Genomic DNA, 18552 nt, shown 5'->3' on the forward strand with positions numbered 1-18552 from the left:
CAGGCTCGCTCCTACACAGGACTGTGGCAACGCCTAGCTTTTGGCGCAGCCGTCCTGCAGCGCTTCGACTTCCTGCAAGCGCGCTTCGACATCGTCGCGAGTGTGCGCACGGAACAGGCGCGGCGCCGCACGCCGCAGCGCACGGCAGTCCAGCTGCGTCAGCCGGTCGCGGACCTGCAGCAATTGTCCCGGGTGCATGCTGAATTCCTCCAGCCCCATCGCCAGCAACAACGCGGTGAACTGCGTGTCGCCCGCGATTTCGCCGCACAGGCTTACCGGTTTTTTCGCGCGGCGGGCGCTGGCGATGACATGCGCGATGAGGCGCAGAAACGCTGGCTGCAGCGGATCGTAGATGCCGTCGAGCGCATCGTTGTTGCGATCGGCGGCGAGCACGTACTGGGCCAGATCGTTGGTGCCGATGGCGAGGAAGTCGGCTTTTTCGAGGATCGAGGTGACGCCGATGGCGGCGGCCGGCACTTCGATCATGGCACCGATATCGATGCGCTCAGGCAATTCCTGGCCGGAACGGGCGAGGTCTTCGCGTGCTTTCTTGATCAGCCGTCGCACCTCGGTCATTTCACCGAGGTGGGTGATCATCGGTACCAGGATGCGCACGGGGCCGTAACAGGCGGCACGCAGAATGGCGCGCAGCTGCACGCTGAAGATGTCGGGATAGCGCAGGGACAGACGAACGCCGCGTACGCCGAGTGCCGGGTTGTCTTCGCCGCGGATCGCGAGTCCGGCGGAGTCGGCCTTGTCGGCGCCGAGGTCGAGCGTCCGGATGGTGACCGGGAGGCCGCCCATGCCGAGGACGACGTCGCGATAGGCGACGAACTGTTCTTCTTCCGAAGGCAGGCCGCGCTGGCGCAGGAAGAGGAATTCCGAACGGTAGAGGCCGACGCCGTCGGCGCCGCGCGAGCGGGCGAGGGTGATGTCGCCGGCAAGCTCCGCGTTAGCGTAAAGGCGAACATGGGCACCGTCGCGGGTCAGCGTCGGCGCGGTTGCCAGCGCGGCGAGACGACGGCCCTCGGCGGCAGCCTGACGCTGCCATTGGCGGTAGCGGGCGAGATCCTGCGCGGTGGGATGGACGATGACTTCGCCGTGTTCGGCGTCGATCAGTACGAGGTCGTCGTCGTTGATCGTCGCCAGCGCGTCTTTCGTGCCGACCAGCATGGGCAGGTTGAAGCTGCGCGCGAGAATCGCGCTGTGCGAGTAGATGCTGCCGGCGCTGGCAATGACGCCGAGCATGCCCTGTCCCGCCATGCTGGCCATGTCCGCTGGCGCGACGGTATCGCTGACGATGATCTCGCCCACGCGGGCGGCCAGCTTGCGTTCTTCACGGCTGGACTGCTGGAGCAGAGCGGACATTACCCGGCCGATGACCTGGTCGATGTCTTCGCCGCGGCTTTTCAGGTAGGGGTCGTTCATGGCGTCGAACACCGCCGCGAGACGATCGCGCTGCATCTTGAGCGCGGCACTCGCGGTGTAGTGGCCGACGGCGACGAGTTCGTCAAGACCGCGCAGTAGCTCCTCGTCATCGAGCAGCAGACTATGCGCATCGATGAAATCGCCGACTTCGCGGGCCAGCGCGCCGTGCAGCTTGCCGCGCAGCTCACGCAACTCCGTGCGGGCGGTATCGATCGCCTTGTGCAGGCGCTCGATCTCGGGAGCGATTTCGTTGTCCTCGAGCATCCGCGTGTCGACGGCGTAGATGCTCGGCTGGACCAGACGCGCGCGACCGAGGGCCATGCCCCGGGCGGCTTGCGTGCCGGTCAGCACGTATCTCATGGGGGGCTCGTCCTGTGCGGCGGCATCATGGTTCAGGCACCCTCGTCGAATTTGCGGTCGAACAGATCGACCACGGCGTTGAGCGCGGCTTCTTCGTCTTCACCCTCGGCGCGCACGACGAGCGAGGTGCCCATGCCAGCGGCCAGCATCATGACGCCCATGATGCTCTGCGCGTTGACTTCACGGCCCTTGCTGATCAGCCATACCGTCGACCTGAACCCCGCCACCAGCTGTACGAGCTTGGCCGAAGCGCGAGCGTGCAGGCCCAGCCGGTTGGATACCACGATGTCCCGTTCAAGCATGGTCGATGAAGATCCCTCCGCGACCGCCAGCGGCCGCGATGTCGGCCAGTTCGGTCAGCGATTTTTCCGAATAGTTGAGGACACGAAGCAGCATCGGCAGGTTGAGGCCGGATACGCAACGCAGGTGGACGCCCAGCTCGGCCAGCGAGAGGCCGATATTGCACGGGGTGGCGCCGTAAAGGTCGGCGAGCACCAGTACGCCGTCGCCATGGTCGAGGTCGCGCGCATGCTTCGCGGTCAGCGTGCGCATGACGTCGGGGTCCGAACTGGGTGGAACCTCGACGGCATCGACTTCGAGTGGCAGCTTGGGCATGACGTGACGGGCCGCCGAAATCAGCGCCTTGCCGACGGCTTCGTGGGTCATGAGGAGGACGCCGACGCTCATCGCCCGGTTTCTCGCACTGGCATGGGCTGGGTCATGGCTCACTCTAGCTCGCGATGAAAGGTAAGTACGTTGCCGCGTTCCGAGCGGAAATGCTGGGCCAGCTTCTCGACCAGATAGACCGAACGGTGACGCCCGCCCGTGCAGCCGATCGAGACGGTGACATAGCTACGATCCTCGCCCTCGAAGCGCGGCAACCAGGTGTCGAGCCAGCGGGCGACGTCCGCATAGTACTCGCCCACGAGTGGATTCGCGTCGAGGAACTCGCGTACGGGGAGGTCGCGGCCCGAGAACGGGCGCAGCCGGGGGTCCCAGTGGGGGTTGGGCAGGCAGCGGGCGTCGAAGACGAAATCGGCGTCGGAGGGCAGGCCGCGGCGGTAGGCGAACGACTCGAAGAGCAGTGTCGTGCCATCCGAGGCGGCGGCGTACCCCGTGGCGAACAGCCGGCGTAGCTGATGGACGTTGAGGTCGCTGGAGTCGATGACCTTTTCCGCGATCGAGACCAGGGGCCGCAGCAGGCGACGTTCTTCGGCGATGGAATCGGCCAGCGACAGTTTTTCCGCCGCCAGCGGGTGACGGCGGCGGGTCTCGGAGTAGCGCTTGATCAGGACGTCGTCGCGACTGTCCAGGAAGATCAGATGGACGTGGACACCCGCTGTGGAAAGCTCGGACAACACGTGGGGCATGCGCGAGAGATCGATGCGCCGGTTGCGCACGTCGACGCCCACGGCGATGCGACGGCGCGGTCCATGCTCGCCCTGGCTGACGGCGGCGACGAGCTGGGGAATCAGCTCGGCGGGCATGTTGTCGACGCAGTAAAACTCGAGGTCTTCCAGCGCGCGCAGGGCGACCGTCTTGCCGCCGCCGGACATGCCGGTGAGGACGACCAGATGGATGGCGCCGGGTTCGACGATGGGGCTCATGGTTTCCTCGGTCACGTCGGTCACCATGGCGGCAGGCGACGCATCTGGTGCGCCTGACGGTCGATGAAGGTCTGTGCGGGATCGATGCCCTTGCTTTTGAGCACGTGATTGCGCACGGCCGCCTCGACCAGCACCGCGAGGTTGCGGCCGGGTGCGACGGGAATGGTGATCTTGGGGACGTCCACATCCAGCACGTTACGCCGGCTGACGTCGCCGGTGAGGCGGGTCATCGCGTCGATGTCTTCACCCGAGGTCAACGGCTTGAGGTGCACGACCAGACGCAGGTATTTCGATGGCTTGACCGCCGTATGGCCGAACATCTCGCGGATGTTGAGCACGCCCAGGCCGCGCACCTCGAGGAGGTCCTGCAGCAGCTCGGGGCAGGCGCCGTCGATGACGTCTGGCGCAATGAGGGTGAATTCGGTCGCGTCGTCGGCGACCAGGCGGTGGCCGCGACTGATGAGTTCCAGCGCCAGCTCGCTTTTGCCGGAGCCCGGGTCGCCGGTGATCAGCACGCCGATGGAGAACACCTCGAGGAATACGCCATGAAGCGTGACCCGGGGTGCGAGCGTGCGCGCCAGGTGGTACTGCAGATACGTGAGCAGCTCGTGCCCGCGCTTGGTGCTCTGCCACAACGGCGTGTCGGTTTCTTCCGCGACTTCGCGCAGATCGGACGGGATCGACTGGTCTTTCGTGACGATCAGCGCGGCCGGCTGGTAGGCGGCGATCTTGTGGATGACCTCCCAGCGCTGGCGCGATTCGAGGCCGTCGAGGTAGTTGAGCTCCTCCGTGCCGATGATCTGCACCTTGTTCGGGTAGATCACGTTGAGGTAACCGACCAGCGAAGGACGGCGGCTCTGCTTGGCATTGGGCTCGAGCACGCGGGCCTCGCCGCGCATGCCGGCGGCCCAGCGAAGCGCCATACGTTCGTAGACGCCGTCGAAGAGTTGTCTGGCGGTGAGCCGATCCACGCGGGTGATCCCTTTAGATAGCGAAGCCGGCGCGAGGGCGCCGGCTGGGCTATTGTGCCATCAACACGCGGGAGGAGGCCCGGCGGCGCGCGCGAGCGGCCGCCGGGCGCTCTCGTCAGTCGGTGCTGGCGACGCGCGCGTCGCGGCCTTCGGCGTTATGGTGATCCTTCAGCTTCTCTTTGTGCTTGCGAAGCTGGTCGGCGAGTTTGCCGATCATGGCGTCGATGGCGGAATAAAGCGTGTCGCCCTTGTTGTCGTCTTCCAGGCGGGCCACGCCTTCGCCATGGAGCCGGGTGCCGGCACAGTGCAGGGTGCCTCCGGCCTTGTGCTCGTTCTTATCGACGGAAAGGACCACGTCGAGGGCTTTGATATTGTCGAAAAGGCGTTCGAAGCGGCCGATTTGTTGTTCCACGCGCTCGCGCAGAGCGGGGGTGATATGGACGTGCTGGCCGCTGATCTGGATTTGCATGACGCCTCCTTCTTGCTGAGGGTGTCGCCTTATGGCGACGAGATCGGAACGGCGGGGTTGCCGCTCCTCAAGCCTGAATTGATGAGACCGTGGACCTCCGCCGGGGTTCCCCCCGATGTTTCTCAACCTGCGCGAACGCGTTCGCTGGAGCTGGGAATTCGCATCGCTTCACGGTACTTGGCCACCGTACGGCGTGCGACCTGAATTCCGCGTCGATGGAGCTCCTCGGCAAGCGCCTGGTCGGACAAGGGGCGGCGTGCGTCCTCGCCCGTGATCAGCTTGCGCAACATGGCCTGGATGGCGGTGGCGGATGCGCTGCCGCCGTCTTCGGTCGCCACGCCACTGGAAAAGAAATGCTTGAGTTCGAAGGTGCCGCGCGGCGTGTGCATGTATTTCCGGGTGGTGACCCGTGAAATCGTCGATTCGTGCATGCCGACTTCTTCGGCGACCTCACGCAACACCAGCGGATGCATGGCCTCGGGGCCGTAATCGAGGAAGGCGCTCTGGCGGCGGACAATGACTTCCGCGACCTTGGTCAGGGTTTCGGCGCGCGACTGCAGACTTTTCAGCAACCAGCGGGCTTCCTGCAGCTGGCCTTTCATCCAGGTGGCGTCGTCGCCGCGTGCGCGGGCGATGAGGTTGCAGTAATGCTGGTTCAGGCCGAGCCGGGGCTGCGCGTCGGGGTTGAGGCTGACCGTCCAGCGCCCCGCTTCCCGCCGCGCGTACACATCGGGCGCGACATATTCGACGGGCGTGGCATCCAGCGCGGCGCCCGGGCGCGGATCGAGGCTGCGGATCAGCGCCGCGGCGCTGGCCACCTCGTTCTCGGCGGCCTTGAGCCGACGGGCGATCTTGACGCTGTCGTTTCGCGCGAGGAGCTCCAGCTCTTCAAGGACGATACGGATCGCCAGGTCGCGGAACGGTGTTTCGGTCGAAAACTGCGAGAGCTGGCAGAGCAGACAGTCGCGCAGATCGAGGCTGGCGATGCCGGTGGGATCGAACCGCTGCACGCGCTGGCGTACCGCTTCGATCTCCTCGGCACTGGCCCGCAGTTCGGCGGGCAGCGCGACTTCCACCGCCTCGACTCCGTCGCGCAGGTAACCGTCCTCGTCCAGCGCGTGGATGATCGCGGTGGCGATCGCGTGGTCGCGTGGGGAGAACTGGGAAAGATTGAGCTGCCACTCCAGGTGCTGTTGGAGGCTTTCCGGCGCGGCGTTCTGCGGCTCGAAACCGTCTTCGTCACCACCGTTGGCACGCGATGGGGCGCCGGCGTAGTCACCCGCCTCGCCGTGGAAGCGATCGTCGTCCCACTCGGGGGCGAGTTCTTCGGACGGGGTGGCGGTGGACTCGTCCTCCTTCGAGGACTTGGCCGGGAGCTCCTGGCGGGAGGGGAACTCGGCGTCGAAACCGTTCTCGTCGGCGGCGTCGCCTTCGGCATCCGCGTCGGACTCCGCATCTTCGGCAAACTCAAGCAGCGGGTTGCTCTCCGCGATCTGGCGGAGTTCCGCTTCGAGCTCCAGCTGCGACAGCTGGAGCAGCCGAATGGCCTGCTGTAGCTGCGGCGTCAGCGTGAGCTGCTGATGCAGACGAAACTGAAGTCCGGGTTTCATGCCTTCGATGCGTGAGGTGTCGAATCCATCGTAACCCCTTGCGGCCTCCACAAACCAGCGGTCGGGTCGGCTAGCTCTTCCGGCCGGATTCGCGCGTCGGTCCGGACGGCCGGTGACGCGCTCTAGATGCGGAATTCACGACCCAGATACACCTCGCGCACCTTCTCATCGGCGAGGATGTGCTGAGGAGTGCCGCGAGAAAGCACTTCGCCGTCGTTGAGGATGTATGCGCGGTCGCAGATACCGAGCGTTTCCCGGACGTTGTGATCGGTGATCAGCACCCCGATGCCGCGTTCCTTGAGGTGTCGAACGATGCGCTGGATCTCGCCCACCGAGATGGGGTCGACGCCGGCGAACGGCTCATCGAGCAGCATGTAGCGCGGGCGTGCCGCCAGCGCCCGGGCGATCTCGACGCGGCGACGCTCGCCGCCGGACAGGCTGATGCCCTTCTGATCGGCGATGTGCGCGATCTTCAGTTCGTCGAGCAGGCTGTCGAGTTCGTCGTCGCGCTGCTTCTGCGTCATGCCGTCGCGCAGTTCGAGCACCGCCATGATGTTGTCCGACACGCTGAGGCGGCGAAAGACCGAGGCTTCCTGCGGCAGATATCCGATGCCGAGCTTGGCGCGCGCGTGCATGGGCAGGCCGGTGATGTCCTGCTGATCGAGCTTGATTACGCCCGCGTCGGCCTGGATCAGCCCGACCACCATGTAGAAGCAGGTCGTCTTGCCGGCGCCGTTGGGGCCGAGAAGGCCGACGACCTCACCTTCGCGAATGGAGAAGGCGAAGTCACGGACTACCTTGCGTGCGCGGAAGCGCTTCTGCAGGCCTTGGGCTGAAAGCATCGGGTCAGGGCTTCCTGGCAGGTGCGGCCGCAGCCGCCGGAGTGGGGCAGGCGCCGGCCGCCTTGGCGGGTGCGCCCGGCGTGGTGCTCTTCGGCTGGAAGGTCATGTGTACGGGTGCGGGACCGTTGCTTTCGCCCGTCATCGTGCTGTTCTGGGTGTTATAGGTGAGCTTGTCGCCATCGGCACTGCCCTTCGCCGGCTGGTTGACATGGGCACCGCCGGTCAGCACGGCAAAGTCCTTGTCGATCTTGTAGTCGATGTTGGAAGCCTTGCCGTCCATGGGCTGATCGCAGTCGTCCAGCTGATGGATGGTGGCGGGGCTGCCGTCGACGACCACCCGGTTGAGCTGGCTGTCGGCGTCGAAATAACCCGTCGCCTTGCTGCCGGTGATCTTCAGGGTGCCCTGGGTCAGGACGACGCTACCCGTCCAGATCACCTTGCCGTTGGGCTGCTGGGAACCATCGAACGACTTGGAGACGACGTCGGCCGGCTGGTTGCGATCGGACTGCTTGGCGGCGGCCGGCAGGCTGGCCACGAGCGCCAGGCCAAGCAGCGCAAGCAGCGCGTTAGCGCTTGGGCGGCAGATACGTGGTGTGGACTGCATCGAGAAGCTCCAGGTGCTTGGTATCGAGATTGGCGCGCATGCCAACGCCGTTCATTGTAGAGGTTCCCTGGACGATACGGGCCGCTTCGGCGGTCTCCAGGTAGTTCCGCTTGGGCCACGCGGTGACCTCGGAGGTGTCGATGCTGGCCGGCGGCGTCTGCGCGAAGGCAACGCGGTCCATATGCACCTTGCCCTGCAGCTTCAGCATGCTGCCGTCCTTGTTGACCCACCCGTACTGGGAATGCCCCTTCCACGGCGGCACGTCGACTTCCTTGGTCGATGGCAGCACGAAATCAGGCGCATTGATGTACAGCGAATCGTCACCCTCTCGGCGCTCCAGATGTGGCGCGATGAGCGTGAAGGCCAGCTTGCCCTGTTCGTTGTAGGAGTCGAGGTCGAAGTTGGTCAGAACGTAGCCCGAGCGCGGCGGACCGACGAAGTCCTGCAGCTTCTTCTCCGGCGCGACCCAGTAGTAGAGCAGTACGCTGGCGCCCAGCGCGACCAGGAGCATGCCGGCGATACCGCCGGTACTGCGGTCCTTGAGCAGATTGAAGGCGCTCACAGCCAGCGGTCCCGTTCGGCTTCGGCCTTGCCCTGGGCGGCGAGAATCATGTCGGCGACCTCGCGGGCGGCGCCGTAGCCGCCGGACAGCCGGGTGCGCCAGTGGGCGCGCTCGGCCACCCAGGGGTGGGCATTGGCCACGGCGACGGCCAGACCGGCGATACCCATGGCCGGCAGGTCCGGCAGATCGTCGCCGACAAAAGCGGCCTGGTCCGGCGTAAGGCGGAGGGCGTCGAGCAGGGCGGTCAGGCAGGCCCGTTTGTCCTTCTGGCCCTGATAGACGTGAGGAATACCCAGTTCTTCGGCGCGCAGCGATACCGGATGACTGATCCGCGCCGTGATGATCGCGACCTTGATGCCGTTTTCCTGAAGGCGTTTCAGGCCCAGACCGTCATGCACATGGAACACCTTGGTCTCGCGGCCGTCCTCGGCGTACCAGAGGCGGCCGTCCGTCAGGGTGCCATCCACGTCGAAGACGACGACGCGCACGCGGGCGGCGCGTTCGGCGATATCGGCGGGGATGTCGGTGTAGTGGGTGTAGGCCATGGGCATCGATATGGGGACGAAAAGGGCGCGCTCGAGGCGCGCCGGGACCGGGTCGTCAGACGACGCGGGCGCGGAGCAGGTCGTGGATGTTGAGCGCGCCGACCACCTGGCCGGAGGGGTCGGTGACCAGCAGCGCGTTGATCTGGTGTTTTTCCATCAGCTGGGCGGCTTCGACGGCCAGCTTGTCCGAGCCGATGGTCTTGGGGCCGCGGGTCATCAGCTGGCCGACGGTGGCGTTGCGCAGATCGACATCGTCGTCGTCGAGGGCGCGACGAAGATCGCCGTCGGTGAAGACACCCAGCAGACGTCCTTCGCCGTCCACCACGGCGGTCATGCCCAGGTGCTTGCGGGTCATCTCGACGAGGGCTTCGCTGACGGACGCTTCCACGCCGATGCGCGGCACGTCGTCACCCGTGTGCATGACATCGGCGATATGCAGCAACAGGCGGCGCCCCAGGCTGCCGGCCGGATGCGAGCGGGCGAAGTCGTCCGAGGTGAAACCACGGGCCTCGAGGAGGGCGACGGCGAGCGCGTCCCCCATGACCAGCGCCGCGGTCGTGCTGGAGGTCGGCGCCAGTCCGTGCGGACAGGCCTCCGATGGCACGTTGGCGTCGATGTTGACCTCCGCCTGACGTGCCAGCGAGGACTTCGGGTTGCCGGTGATCGCGATCAGCGGGATGCCCTGGCGTTTCACCGCCGGCAGAATGAAGAGGAGTTCGTCCGTCTCGCCGGAGTAGGAGATGCCCAGCAGGATGTCGTCCGGCTGGATCATGCCGAGGTCGCCGTGGCTGGCCTCGCCCGGATGCACGAAGAAGGACGGCGTACCCGTGGAGGCCAGTGTCGCGGCGATCTTGCGGGCGACATGGCCCGACTTGCCCATGCCGGAGACGACCACGCGTCCCTTGCAGGTCAGAATCATCTGACAGGCCCGGACGAAGGTGGCGTCGATCTTCGACTCCAGGGCACGGATAGCCGCGGCCTCGGTGACGATCACGGTGCGCGCGCTACGGACGATGGTATCGGCATTCACGACGGGATGATCGGCAGGCGGGGCGGTGCGGGCGTTCATGCGGCCTCGGAGGTCCGGGTGGTGGCTTCTGACCCGGGATGTCCATTTCTGCGACACCGGATTTCCATTACCATTACATATTCTCATTTTATCGTCGCTGCCATCGACCGGTGGTTCAGGGTCCGTTTCGGAACCCTCACGGCCGCGGCGACCCCCTCATCGGAGACTCCATGGACGCTGCGCGCATCCAGGCATTGATCGAAGCCGGCCTGCCCGGCGCCCTGGTGGACGTTCGCGGCGACGACGGCGTTCATTTCGAAGCCGACGTCATCTCGGAACAGTTCGCCGGCAAGTTGCCGCTCGCCCGTCATCGTCTCGTCTACGCGACGCTGGGCGACCTCATGGGCGGTGCGATTCACGCTCTGGGCCTCAAGACCCTTACCCCCGAAGAAGCCGCCGGCCGCCGCTGATCCAGCGCGCCGCCCGGCATTCCCGGTTCGTTCCCTTTCTCAAGGCACTCCCTTTCCATGGCCAAGATCCTGATCAGCGGCGGCCAGCCGCTCAACGGTGAGGTGAGCATCTCCGGCGCGAAAAACGCCGTGCTCCCCATCCTCGCCTCCTGCCTGCTTGCCGACGAACCGGTCAGCATCGGCAACGTGCCGCACCTGCATGACGTCACCACGTTCATCGAATTGCTCGGCCGCATGGGCGTGCGCGTCGTCCTCGACGACCGCATGAAGATGCACATCGACCCGCGTCCCGAAAATTCCTGCGTGGCCCCGTACGATCTGGTCCGCACCATGCGTGCGTCGATCCTCGTGCTCGGTCCGCTGGTGGCGCGCCATGGCAAGGCCGAGGTTTCGCTGCCCGGCGGCTGCGCCATCGGTTCGCGTCCGGTCGACCAGCACATCCGTGGCCTGCAGGCGCTGGGCGCCGAGATCACGGTCGAAAACGGCTTCATCAAGGCAAAGGCCGGTCGCCTCAAGGGCGCGCGCATCGTCATGGATATGGTCACCGTCACCGGTACCGAGAACATCCTGATGGCCGCCACCCTGGCGTCGGGCACGACGGTCATCGAGAACGCCGCGCAGGAGCCCGAAGTGGTCGACCTGGCCCACTGCCTGATGGCGATGGGCGCGAAGATCGACGGCGTCGGTACATCGACGCTGATCGTCGAAGGCGTCGAGCGCCTGCACGGCGCGCACTACGAAGTTCTGCCCGACCGTATCGAGACCGGCACCTTCCTGGTCGGCGCGGCGATGACAGGTGGCAAGGTCCGCGCCCGTGGCGCGCGCGCCGACACCATGGATGCCGTGCTGCAGAAGCTCGAGGAATCCGGCGCGCACATCAGCACCGGTCCGGACTGGATCGAGCTGGACATGCAGGGACGTCGTCCGAAGGCAGTCAATCTGGTGACCGCGCCGTATCCGGCGTTCCCGACCGACATGCAGGCGCAGTTCACCGCCCTCAACTGCGTCGCCGAGGGCGTAGGTGTCATCACCGAAACGGTTTTCGAAAACCGCTTCATGCATGCGCTGGAACTGCAGCGTCTGGGTGCCGACATCCGTCTCGAAGGCAACACGGCGATCATCACCGGCGTGCCGAAGATGACCGGCGCACCGATCATGGCCACCGACCTGCGTGCCTCGGCGTGCCTGGTGCTGGCCGGCCTGGTCGCCGAAGGCGATACGACGGTCGACCGCGTGTACCACATCGATCGCGGTTACGAGAATATCGAAGAGAAGCTCGGCGTCCTCGGCGCGCACATCCGCCGTCTGCCAGGCTGATCCACCTGTCCTACGCCTGCCAGGCTGGTACACCTGGTTGTAGGAGCGCGCCCTGCGCGCGATACGTTCTCGCAAAGAGCGTCGCGCGCAGGGCGCGCTCCTACAGTTGAGGTTTATTTACCCTCGAACTTCACCAGCTCGAGGGTCAGATCCCCGCCATCTTTCTGCGCCAGCTTTACCGGCACCGGATACTTCGCCGGCGCGTACCACGCGTTGAAGCCGCGGTCCGCATCGGTGCGATCCACCCGCACGGTATCGAACGAGCCGGCCGGGACCGTGATTTTTTCTTTGCCCGACACCTTGAACTGCTGGTTCTCGACGGCCTGCTTCACCGCCACGGGAAAGGCCGCTTCCTGCTTGCCGTCGCGCAGCGCGACGCCGAGCGCGAGAGGCAGGGTGTTGCGGTCGATCATGCCCGGCACGGCGGCGTAGCTGAAGCTCTTGCTGTTGTCCTGGACCTGCACGGTCGCTCCCTGAACCTTGATGTCGCGCGTCTTCTGCTTGAACGACGCGTCCATCTGGTAGTGGTAGCTGACCGCCTGCGGCACCTGCCCCGCCCAGGCAAAGCGCGAGGTCTCGGTGGCGTTGGCGCCGAGTGCCGCGGCGAGGCCGGCGGTGCCCTTGCTGGCGTTGGTGTATTCGAACTGGCCGTTGCCGGCCGACTTCAGCACGATGGTTGCTTCACCGAGCGGGCTGCCGCCCTGAAGGACGTTGTAGGTAGCCGTGAACGACTGCGGCACGGCTGCGGCGAACGCGGCGGCGGGCAGGGCGAGGGCCAGCGCGAAGCCGGCGCGGAGGATTGAGGTCTTCATGACACCCGATTCTAGCCGCGGTGGCTGAATGCGGGGCGACGGGGTGGCGAGCCGGGGATAGCCCGCGTGTCTGGAGAGCTCGCGCGCGGGGCGCGCTTCTACAGGTCGGTGAGGCGTAGGGGGCTCGTGAGCGGCAGACCATCGAAAATCGCGCCGCCCTCCCAGCGCAGTCGCCCGGACGCGATCGCCGCGACCACGGCCGGCAGCAGCTTGTGTTCTTCGACGAGCAGGCGCTCCGCCAGCGATATCTCCGTATCGCCCGGCAACACAGGGATGCGCGCCTGCGCCACGACGGGTCCGCCATCCAGCTCCGCGGTGACGAAATGCACGCTTGCCCCATGCTCCGCGTCGCCCGCCTCGAGGCACTGCCGGTGAGTATGCAGTCCACGGTATTTCGGGAGCAGTGAAGGGTGGACGTTGATCGCCCGACCTTCCCAGGCGGCGACCACGTCGGCGTCGACGATGCGCATATAGCCGGCCAGCACCAGCAGATCGGCGCCGCTGGCGGCGACATGGCCGAACAGTGCGCGGTCGAAGTCGGCACGCGTCGCGAAATCGCGGGGATGAAGCGAGACGGTGGGAATGCCCGCCTGGGCGGCGACAGTGAGCGCTCCGGCGCTGGCCTTGTCGCTGCCGACCAGCACGAATTCGACAGGCAACCGCGCCGCGATCAGCGCGGCGAGATTACTGCCGCGCCCGGAGGCGAGCGCGGCGACGCGCAGGGGCCGATCCACGAATGATCTCAGGCGATGTGAACGCGCTCGTCGCCGCTGGCGGCGACGACCGAGCCGATGGTCCACGTGTCCAGGCCGTGGCCGGCCAGCACGGCTTTCGCCACGTCGACCTGATCCTGAGCCAGCAGCACCGTGAAGCCGATGCCGCAGTTGAACGTGCGCCACATTTCGTCGCGGGTGACATTGCCTTCGCGCTGCAGCCACTGGAACACGGGCGGCATTTCCCACGACGACGCGTCGATCGACACGCCGAGGCCGTCGGGTACGACGCGGATGATGTTTTCCTTCAGGCCGCCACCGGTGATGTGTGCCATGCCATGCACGGCCACCTTTGCGATCAGCTCGAGGATCGGCTTGACGTAGATGGTGGTGGGCGCCATCAGCGCGTCGACCAGTCTGACGCCACCGATGTCGCTGTCCAGCGGCGAACCGGCGCGCTCGAGGATGCGGCGGATCAGCGAGTAACCATTGGAATGGGGGCCGGACGAGGCGACACCGAGAATGACGTCGCCGGCGACGATGGACGAGCCGTCGTTCATCGCGGCCTTTTCGACCGCGCCGACCGTGAAGCCGGCCAGGTCGTACTCGCCCGGCGGGTACATGTCCGGCATTTCAGCGGTTTCACCGCCGATCAGCGCGCAGCCGGCGAGTTCGCAGCCGCGGGCGATACCGCCGACGACGGACGCCGCGGTGTCGACGTCGAGCTTGCCGGTGGCGAAATAATCCAGAAAGAACAACGGTTCCGCGCCCTGTACCAGCACGTCGTTGACGCACATGCCGACCAGATCGATGCCGATCGTATCGTGGCGATCCAGCTGGTGAGCGAGCTTGAGCTTGGTGCCCACGCCATCGGTACCCGAGACCAGGACCGGCTCCTTGTAACGCCCGGAAAGGTCGAACAGGCCGCCGAAGCCGCCCAGTCCGCCCATGACTTCGGGGCGGAAAGTCCGCTTGACCATCGGCTTGATGCGCTCGACGAGCGCGTTGCCGGCATCGATGTCGACGCCTGCGTCGCGGTAGGTGAGGGAGCCCTGGTCGGAGGACATAAGCGGTTCCGGCGCGAATTGGAAACCCGGAATGATAGCAGCAAGCGGGCGCCCGGCCTTGCCCTGCACGCGCTTTGGATGGACGGCATGCCAAGGTTTGGGCAGACTTCCCGTCTTCACAAAGCGACGCCATACCATGCGCCCAGCCCGTCTCATCGTCTTCCTGACGCTCCTCGTGGCGACCTGCCTCGGCTCCGCCGTGGCGCAGACCTCCATTTATACGGTCACCGTACCGGTCGCCGACACCAGTGCCGCCGTGCGCGATCAGGCCTTCGCCAACGGCCTGACCCAGGTGCTGTCGCGGGCTTCCAACGGAGCGGACCCCCGGGGCAAGCCTGGCTACGCGGACGCGATGAAGCAGCCGGGCGGCATGGTTCAGCAGTACAAGTACGCTCGCACCGGCGGCGCCAATGGTGCGCCGCTGAGTCTGGACATCGTCTTCGACCCGGGCGCCATCCGCCGCATCCTCGCGGTCGGCGACTCGGCGGTGGCGGCGCCCAAGGCGCCGGTCCTGGTCGTCGCCCGCGACGCCAGCGGCAAGCTGCTCGGTCAGCAGGACCTGGTCCCGCTGGCGCAGATGGCCGACACGCGTGGCTATCAGATCGTTGTCCCCCGCGCCGACGCCATGCCCGACGCCAAGGCGCTGGCCAGTGGCGACCCCGCCGCGGTCGCGACGACGGCGCGCCAGTACAACACCGGCGTCGTGCTCGTCGGCAGCATCGGCGACGACCAGACCGACTGGACCCTGGTCTCGGCCGGCAAGACGACCAGCTGGAAGGACAGCGGTGAGGCACGCGCCGCACTGTTGAGCAACGGCGCCAACGCGATGGCCGACAAGCTGGACCGCCAGTTCGCATCGACGCAGGGCGGCAGCTCGTCCGGCAAGGTCTGGGTATCGGGTCTGCATTCGGCTTCCGATTACGCGGGCCTGTTGGCGACCTTCCAGAACGATCCGTCGATCAAGAGCGTGGCGCCGATTTCCGCGACGGCCGACGGCGTGCTGTTCAACATCAGCGCCGGTGCGCCACTGGCCCGCCTCGTCGCGGGCTACGCGTCCGCCGGCCATGTGCTGGTCGCCGACGCACACGCCGGTGCCGACCTCGCCGTGCGCTGGGTTCCCTGACCCGATGACCCACGACACTTCCCGCCGCTGGCAGATGCTGGCGATCTCGGCGGTCATCATCTTCGTGATCTGGCTGCTCGCGCCGGTGCTCATGCCTTTCGCGATCGCCGCGATGCTGGCTTATCTGGGCGATCCGCTCGCCGATCGCCTCCAGCGCCTCGGCATGGGGCGTTCGTGGGCGGTCAGCATCGTCTTCACCGTCATCTCGCTGGTGTTCGTCGGCGTCCTGCTCCTGCTGGTGCCGCTGATCGAGCACCAGTTCGAGAATCTGTCCGAGAACCTGCCGCGCTACGTGGACTGGGTGCGCACCACCGCGCTGCCGTGGATCCAGGTGCGCCTGCACCTGGACGCCAACGTCTTCGACACCGATCGCCTCCTGGCGACGGTACGCGAGCACATCGGGTCGGTCGGCAGCATCGCCGCCAAGGCGATGACCAAGATCACGCAGTCGGGCATGGGCATCGTCACCTGGCTGACCAATGTCGTGCTGATTCCGGTCGTGGCGTTCTACCTGCTGCGCGACTGGGACACGATGATCGCGCACATTCAGCGCCTGCTGCCGCGCTCCATCGAGCCGACGGTCGTTCGCCTGGCGCGCGAGTCGGATCAGGTGCTCGGCGCGTTCGTCCGCGGCCAGTTGCTGGTCATGCTGGCGCTTGGCGTTTTCTACGGCCTGGGCCTGACCCTGGTCGGCATCTCGATCGGTCCCCTGATCGGCATGGTCGCCGGCCTGCTCAGCTTCGTGCCGTACCTGGGTTTCATGATCGGTTTCGTCGCGGCCCTGATCGCGGCTCTGGTCCAGTACGGGGACTGGACGCACGTGATCCTGGTCGGCGTCGTCTTCACCATCGGACAGTTGCTCGAGGGCTACGTCCTGGTGCCGCGTCTGGTCGGTGGCAAGATCGGCCTGCATCCGGTCGCGGTGATCTTCGCCGTGCTGGCGGGCGGTCACCTGTTCGGCTTCCTCGGTGTGCTGCTCGCGCTGCCGGCCGCGTCCGTCGTCGTCGTGTTGCTCCGCTATGTCTTCGCCCGTTACCGCGAGAGCGACCTCTACAAGGAGCCGGCCGCGCAGACCCCGATGGCACAGAAGCTCGATGTCGATGTGGCGGTCGACGTGAAGGTCAAGCCGCGCCCGGATAACCCGATTCTGCCTCGCGCTCCCGGTCCATGAGTACTCAGCTTCCCCTCGCGCTGCGCTGGCCCAGGCGCCAGCGTTTCGAGCACTTCCATGCCGGCGAGAACGCCGCGGCGGTCGACGCCGTGCGCGCCGCGGCCGTGGATGCGGCGGCGCCGTGGGTTTTCATGGCCGGTCCGCTGGGCAGTGGCCGCACGCATCTGCTGATCGCCGCCTGTCAGGCGGCGATCGATGTCGGGCGTACGGCGCAGTACCTGCCGCTGGCGGGCCTGCGCGGATCGCGTGCGGATGCCATTCGCGGCATGGCCGGCAGCGACGTGCTGGCCATCGACGACATCGATTCGGTCGCTGGCGAGGCGGACGCGGAGCACGCGCTGTTCGATACGTTCAACCGTTACCGCGCGGAGGGCGCGACGCTGTTGTTTTCGGCATCGGGTGCGCCCGTGTCGCTCGACATCGCGCTGCCGGATCTTCGTTCGCGACTGGGCTCGCTGACCCAGGCTCTGCTGAAGCCACTGGGCGACATGGAGCGCCGGGTTGTGCTGCGCGAGCAGGCGGGGGCTCGCGGCATCGAGCTGGACGACGTCGTCCTGGACTGGTTGTTCGCGCACCACGCGCGCGACCTGGGTACCTTGCTCGATCTGCTCGATACCCTGGATCGCGCGTCACTCGCCGCACAGCGACGCGTGACCGTGCCGTTTCTGCGTAACCTGCTGAAGAACGACTAGACGTCGATCTCGCGGATCAACTCGCGTCTCGCCGGATCGTTTTCGCGAACGCCGTACACCTTCAGCTTCTTCGACTCCGGCCAGTGCTCTACGATGAGATAGGTACGCTGCGATGCCGATCCGCTGAGAAACACGGGTGGCGCGCCAAAGCCACCGCTGTAATAGCCCATGCGCCCGTGGTAATGACCCGCAAACACCGCTGCGACACGATGGGTCGCCAGCATCGCCTGTAAGGGCGTGGGCGCGCGAGACCCGGTCGAGAACTCGTCGGGCTTGTGCACGTGCACCAGCAGAAAGTCGTAAGCACCCGGCGTGCTCCATCTGGGGAGGTGTCGAGTAAGCCATGGCGTGCTCGGTGTCACCTCGTAGCGATAGCCTGCCGGGCCAGCACCCCAGTTGATCGTTGCGGCATAGCCCGGCGAATTGTTGAGTTGCAGGTTGAGCACCTGCTCCCAGCCGTCCGGCGTGAACGCGTACGACCAGCTCCCTTCCTTGCGTAGGCCAGTGAACAGGCCGCCCGCGAACGCCGCGTAATCGAAGTCGGTCACGCGTCCGTTCTGCCGGTGGCGACGAACGTGCTGCGCGAGATTGTCGAGGGCGTCGATCGCACAGTGTGTCAGGGCCGAGCACACGAAGTTGGTGAGGTTGTTCTGGTAATCGTGGTTGCCGAGCCCATAGTAGACTTCGTCGCCCAGCAGACCGAGCAGGTCATGGATCTTCTCCTGCTCACTTGGGGCGGCCTGGGACGTCAGGTCGCCGTTGACGATCACCGGAATGTGCTGCCCTGGATAGTTGCGCCGGAAAGCCGCGATGCTTTCGTACTGTTCGCGTATGAGCGCCTCGGCGAGTGTCTTGTCGGCGAGGTCGGAGTGTTCGCCGTCATCGGTGGCCGGTGTCCAGGGGTACTGTGGATCCGAGGTGATCACCATGATCCGTGGTGTTTCCGCGTAAGCGCCACTGCTGGTGAAGGCCAGGCATAGCGCGGCTGCCTGCAAAGGCACACGCGTGAGAAGGTTGCGCATGGAAGCCGTGGTAATGGCGAGCGCGGCCGCGATGCGGCCAGGGAGTATGGTTTGCACGGTACGTTTCCTTGTGCGTCGTGGGCGGCTGCGAACGTCCCGTTCGCGACGACAAGGTAAGACGGTGAAGTCTGAGCGTCTGTCAGGCTTGGTGAGGCAGC

The 18552-nt window shown here is 66.2% G+C and carries 21 protein-coding genes; 5 read left to right on the forward strand and 16 right to left on the reverse strand.

Features of this window, described 5'->3' with window-relative positions:
* Positions 1–33: 33 nt before the first annotated feature.
* From ptsP to FA87_RS03785, 12 genes are all read right to left on the reverse strand, one after another.
* Entirely contained in the window at positions 34–1788 is a 1755-nt protein-coding gene (gene ptsP / locus FA87_RS03730) for a phosphoenolpyruvate--protein phosphotransferase (RefSeq protein ID WP_043692526.1), read from the reverse strand.
* Positions 1789–1820: 32 nt separating this feature from the next.
* Positions 1821–2090, reverse strand: a complete 270-nt coding sequence (locus tag FA87_RS03735; protein WP_036115664.1) for an HPr family phosphocarrier protein — start codon at positions 2088–2090, stop codon at positions 1821–1823.
* Positions 2083–2475 carry a PTS fructose IIA component family protein gene (locus FA87_RS03740; protein ID WP_043692529.1) on the reverse strand — a complete coding sequence of 131 codons (393 nt, stop codon included), beginning with the start codon at positions 2473–2475 and terminating at the stop codon, positions 2083–2085. The genes FA87_RS03735 and FA87_RS03740 overlap by 8 nt, the downstream gene beginning before the upstream one ends.
* A gap of 38 nt (positions 2476–2513) precedes the next feature.
* Entirely contained in the window at positions 2514–3410 is an 897-nt protein-coding gene (rapZ, locus tag FA87_RS03745; RefSeq protein ID WP_036118312.1) for an RNase adapter RapZ, read from the reverse strand.
* 5 nt (positions 3411–3415) lie between these two features.
* The gene (gene hprK / locus FA87_RS03750) at positions 3416–4366 is read right to left on the reverse strand and encodes an HPr(Ser) kinase/phosphatase (protein WP_036115660.1); all 951 of its coding nucleotides are present in this window, start codon (positions 4364–4366) and stop codon (positions 3416–3418) included.
* Between the two features lie 115 nt (positions 4367–4481).
* A complete protein-coding gene (raiA, locus tag FA87_RS03755; RefSeq protein ID WP_036115658.1) occupies positions 4482–4835 on the reverse strand; it encodes a ribosome-associated translation inhibitor RaiA in 354 nt (117 codons plus the stop codon).
* A gap of 122 nt (positions 4836–4957) precedes the next feature.
* A complete protein-coding gene (locus tag FA87_RS03760; protein ID WP_036118310.1) occupies positions 4958–6445 on the reverse strand; it encodes an RNA polymerase factor sigma-54 in 1488 nt (495 codons plus the stop codon).
* A gap of 122 nt (positions 6446–6567) precedes the next feature.
* Positions 6568–7287: an LPS export ABC transporter ATP-binding protein gene (gene lptB, locus FA87_RS03765; protein WP_036115655.1), complete on the reverse strand. Its 720-nt coding sequence runs from the start codon at positions 7285–7287 to the stop codon at positions 6568–6570.
* Positions 7288–7291: 4 nt separating this feature from the next.
* A complete protein-coding gene (gene lptA, locus FA87_RS03770; RefSeq protein ID WP_052191132.1) occupies positions 7292–7891 on the reverse strand; it encodes a lipopolysaccharide transport periplasmic protein LptA in 600 nt (199 codons plus the stop codon).
* Positions 7854–8453, reverse strand: a complete 600-nt coding sequence (gene lptC, locus FA87_RS03775; protein WP_239708968.1) for an LPS export ABC transporter periplasmic protein LptC — start codon at positions 8451–8453, stop codon at positions 7854–7856. The genes lptA and lptC overlap by 38 nt, the downstream gene beginning before the upstream one ends.
* Positions 8450–8998, reverse strand: a complete 549-nt coding sequence (locus FA87_RS03780; RefSeq protein ID WP_036115653.1) for an HAD-IIIA family hydrolase — start codon at positions 8996–8998, stop codon at positions 8450–8452. Before FA87_RS03780 ends, lptC begins: the two co-directional genes overlap by 4 nt.
* A gap of 55 nt (positions 8999–9053) precedes the next feature.
* On the reverse strand, positions 9054–10067 hold the full coding sequence (locus FA87_RS03785) for a KpsF/GutQ family sugar-phosphate isomerase (RefSeq protein WP_036115650.1): 1014 nt from the start codon (positions 10065–10067) through the stop codon (positions 9054–9056).
* Positions 10068–10237: 170 nt separating this feature from the next.
* Between FA87_RS03785 and FA87_RS03790 the strand changes: the two genes are divergently transcribed.
* Positions 10238–10477 (forward strand): BolA/IbaG family iron-sulfur metabolism protein, encoded by a 240-nt coding sequence (locus FA87_RS03790; protein ID WP_036115647.1) that lies wholly within the window; start codon positions 10238–10240, stop codon positions 10475–10477.
* Between the two features lie 57 nt (positions 10478–10534).
* Positions 10535–11794, forward strand: coding sequence for a UDP-N-acetylglucosamine 1-carboxyvinyltransferase (murA, locus tag FA87_RS03795; RefSeq protein WP_036115645.1), 1260 nt, complete (start codon positions 10535–10537; stop codon positions 11792–11794).
* Between the two features lie 113 nt (positions 11795–11907).
* On the opposite strand, the gene FA87_RS03800 is transcribed toward murA, so the two are convergent.
* The 3 genes from FA87_RS03800 to purM all read right to left on the reverse strand — a co-directional run bounded on the left by FA87_RS03800 (position 11908) and on the right by purM (position 14386).
* Positions 11908–12606, reverse strand: coding sequence for a DUF3108 domain-containing protein (locus FA87_RS03800; RefSeq protein ID WP_036115642.1), 699 nt, complete (start codon positions 12604–12606; stop codon positions 11908–11910).
* Positions 12607–12704: 98 nt separating this feature from the next.
* Positions 12705–13340, reverse strand: coding sequence for a phosphoribosylglycinamide formyltransferase (gene purN, locus FA87_RS03805; protein ID WP_043692533.1), 636 nt, complete (start codon positions 13338–13340; stop codon positions 12705–12707).
* A gap of 8 nt (positions 13341–13348) precedes the next feature.
* On the reverse strand, positions 13349–14386 hold the full coding sequence (gene purM, locus FA87_RS03810; RefSeq protein WP_043697342.1) for a phosphoribosylformylglycinamidine cyclo-ligase: 1038 nt from the start codon (positions 14384–14386) through the stop codon (positions 13349–13351).
* A gap of 136 nt (positions 14387–14522) precedes the next feature.
* Between purM and FA87_RS03815 the strand changes: the two genes are divergently transcribed.
* Genes FA87_RS03815 through hda form a run of 3 tightly spaced genes read left to right on the forward strand, consistent with a single transcriptional unit; the run spans position 14523 to position 17372 of the window.
* Complete coding sequence (locus FA87_RS03815) at positions 14523–15509, forward strand: DUF2066 domain-containing protein (protein ID WP_036115635.1); 987 nt, start codon at positions 14523–14525, stop codon at positions 15507–15509.
* A gap of 4 nt (positions 15510–15513) precedes the next feature.
* Positions 15514–16680: an AI-2E family transporter gene (locus FA87_RS03820; RefSeq protein WP_043692535.1), complete on the forward strand. Its 1167-nt coding sequence runs from the start codon at positions 15514–15516 to the stop codon at positions 16678–16680.
* A complete protein-coding gene (gene hda / locus FA87_RS03825; RefSeq protein ID WP_043692538.1) occupies positions 16677–17372 on the forward strand; it encodes a DnaA regulatory inactivator Hda in 696 nt (231 codons plus the stop codon). Before FA87_RS03820 ends, hda begins: the two co-directional genes overlap by 4 nt.
* Here the strand turns inward: hda and FA87_RS03830 are convergent.
* Positions 17369–18451: a metallophosphoesterase gene (locus FA87_RS03830; RefSeq protein WP_043692541.1), complete on the reverse strand. Its 1083-nt coding sequence runs from the start codon at positions 18449–18451 to the stop codon at positions 17369–17371. The two genes, hda and FA87_RS03830, sit on opposite strands and share 4 nt — an antisense overlap.
* Between the last annotated feature and the right edge of the window lie 101 nt (positions 18452–18552).

The organism is Luteibacter sp. 9133, assembly GCF_000800155.1.
Classification (GTDB): Bacteria; Pseudomonadota; Gammaproteobacteria; order Xanthomonadales; family Rhodanobacteraceae; genus Luteibacter; species Luteibacter mycovicinus.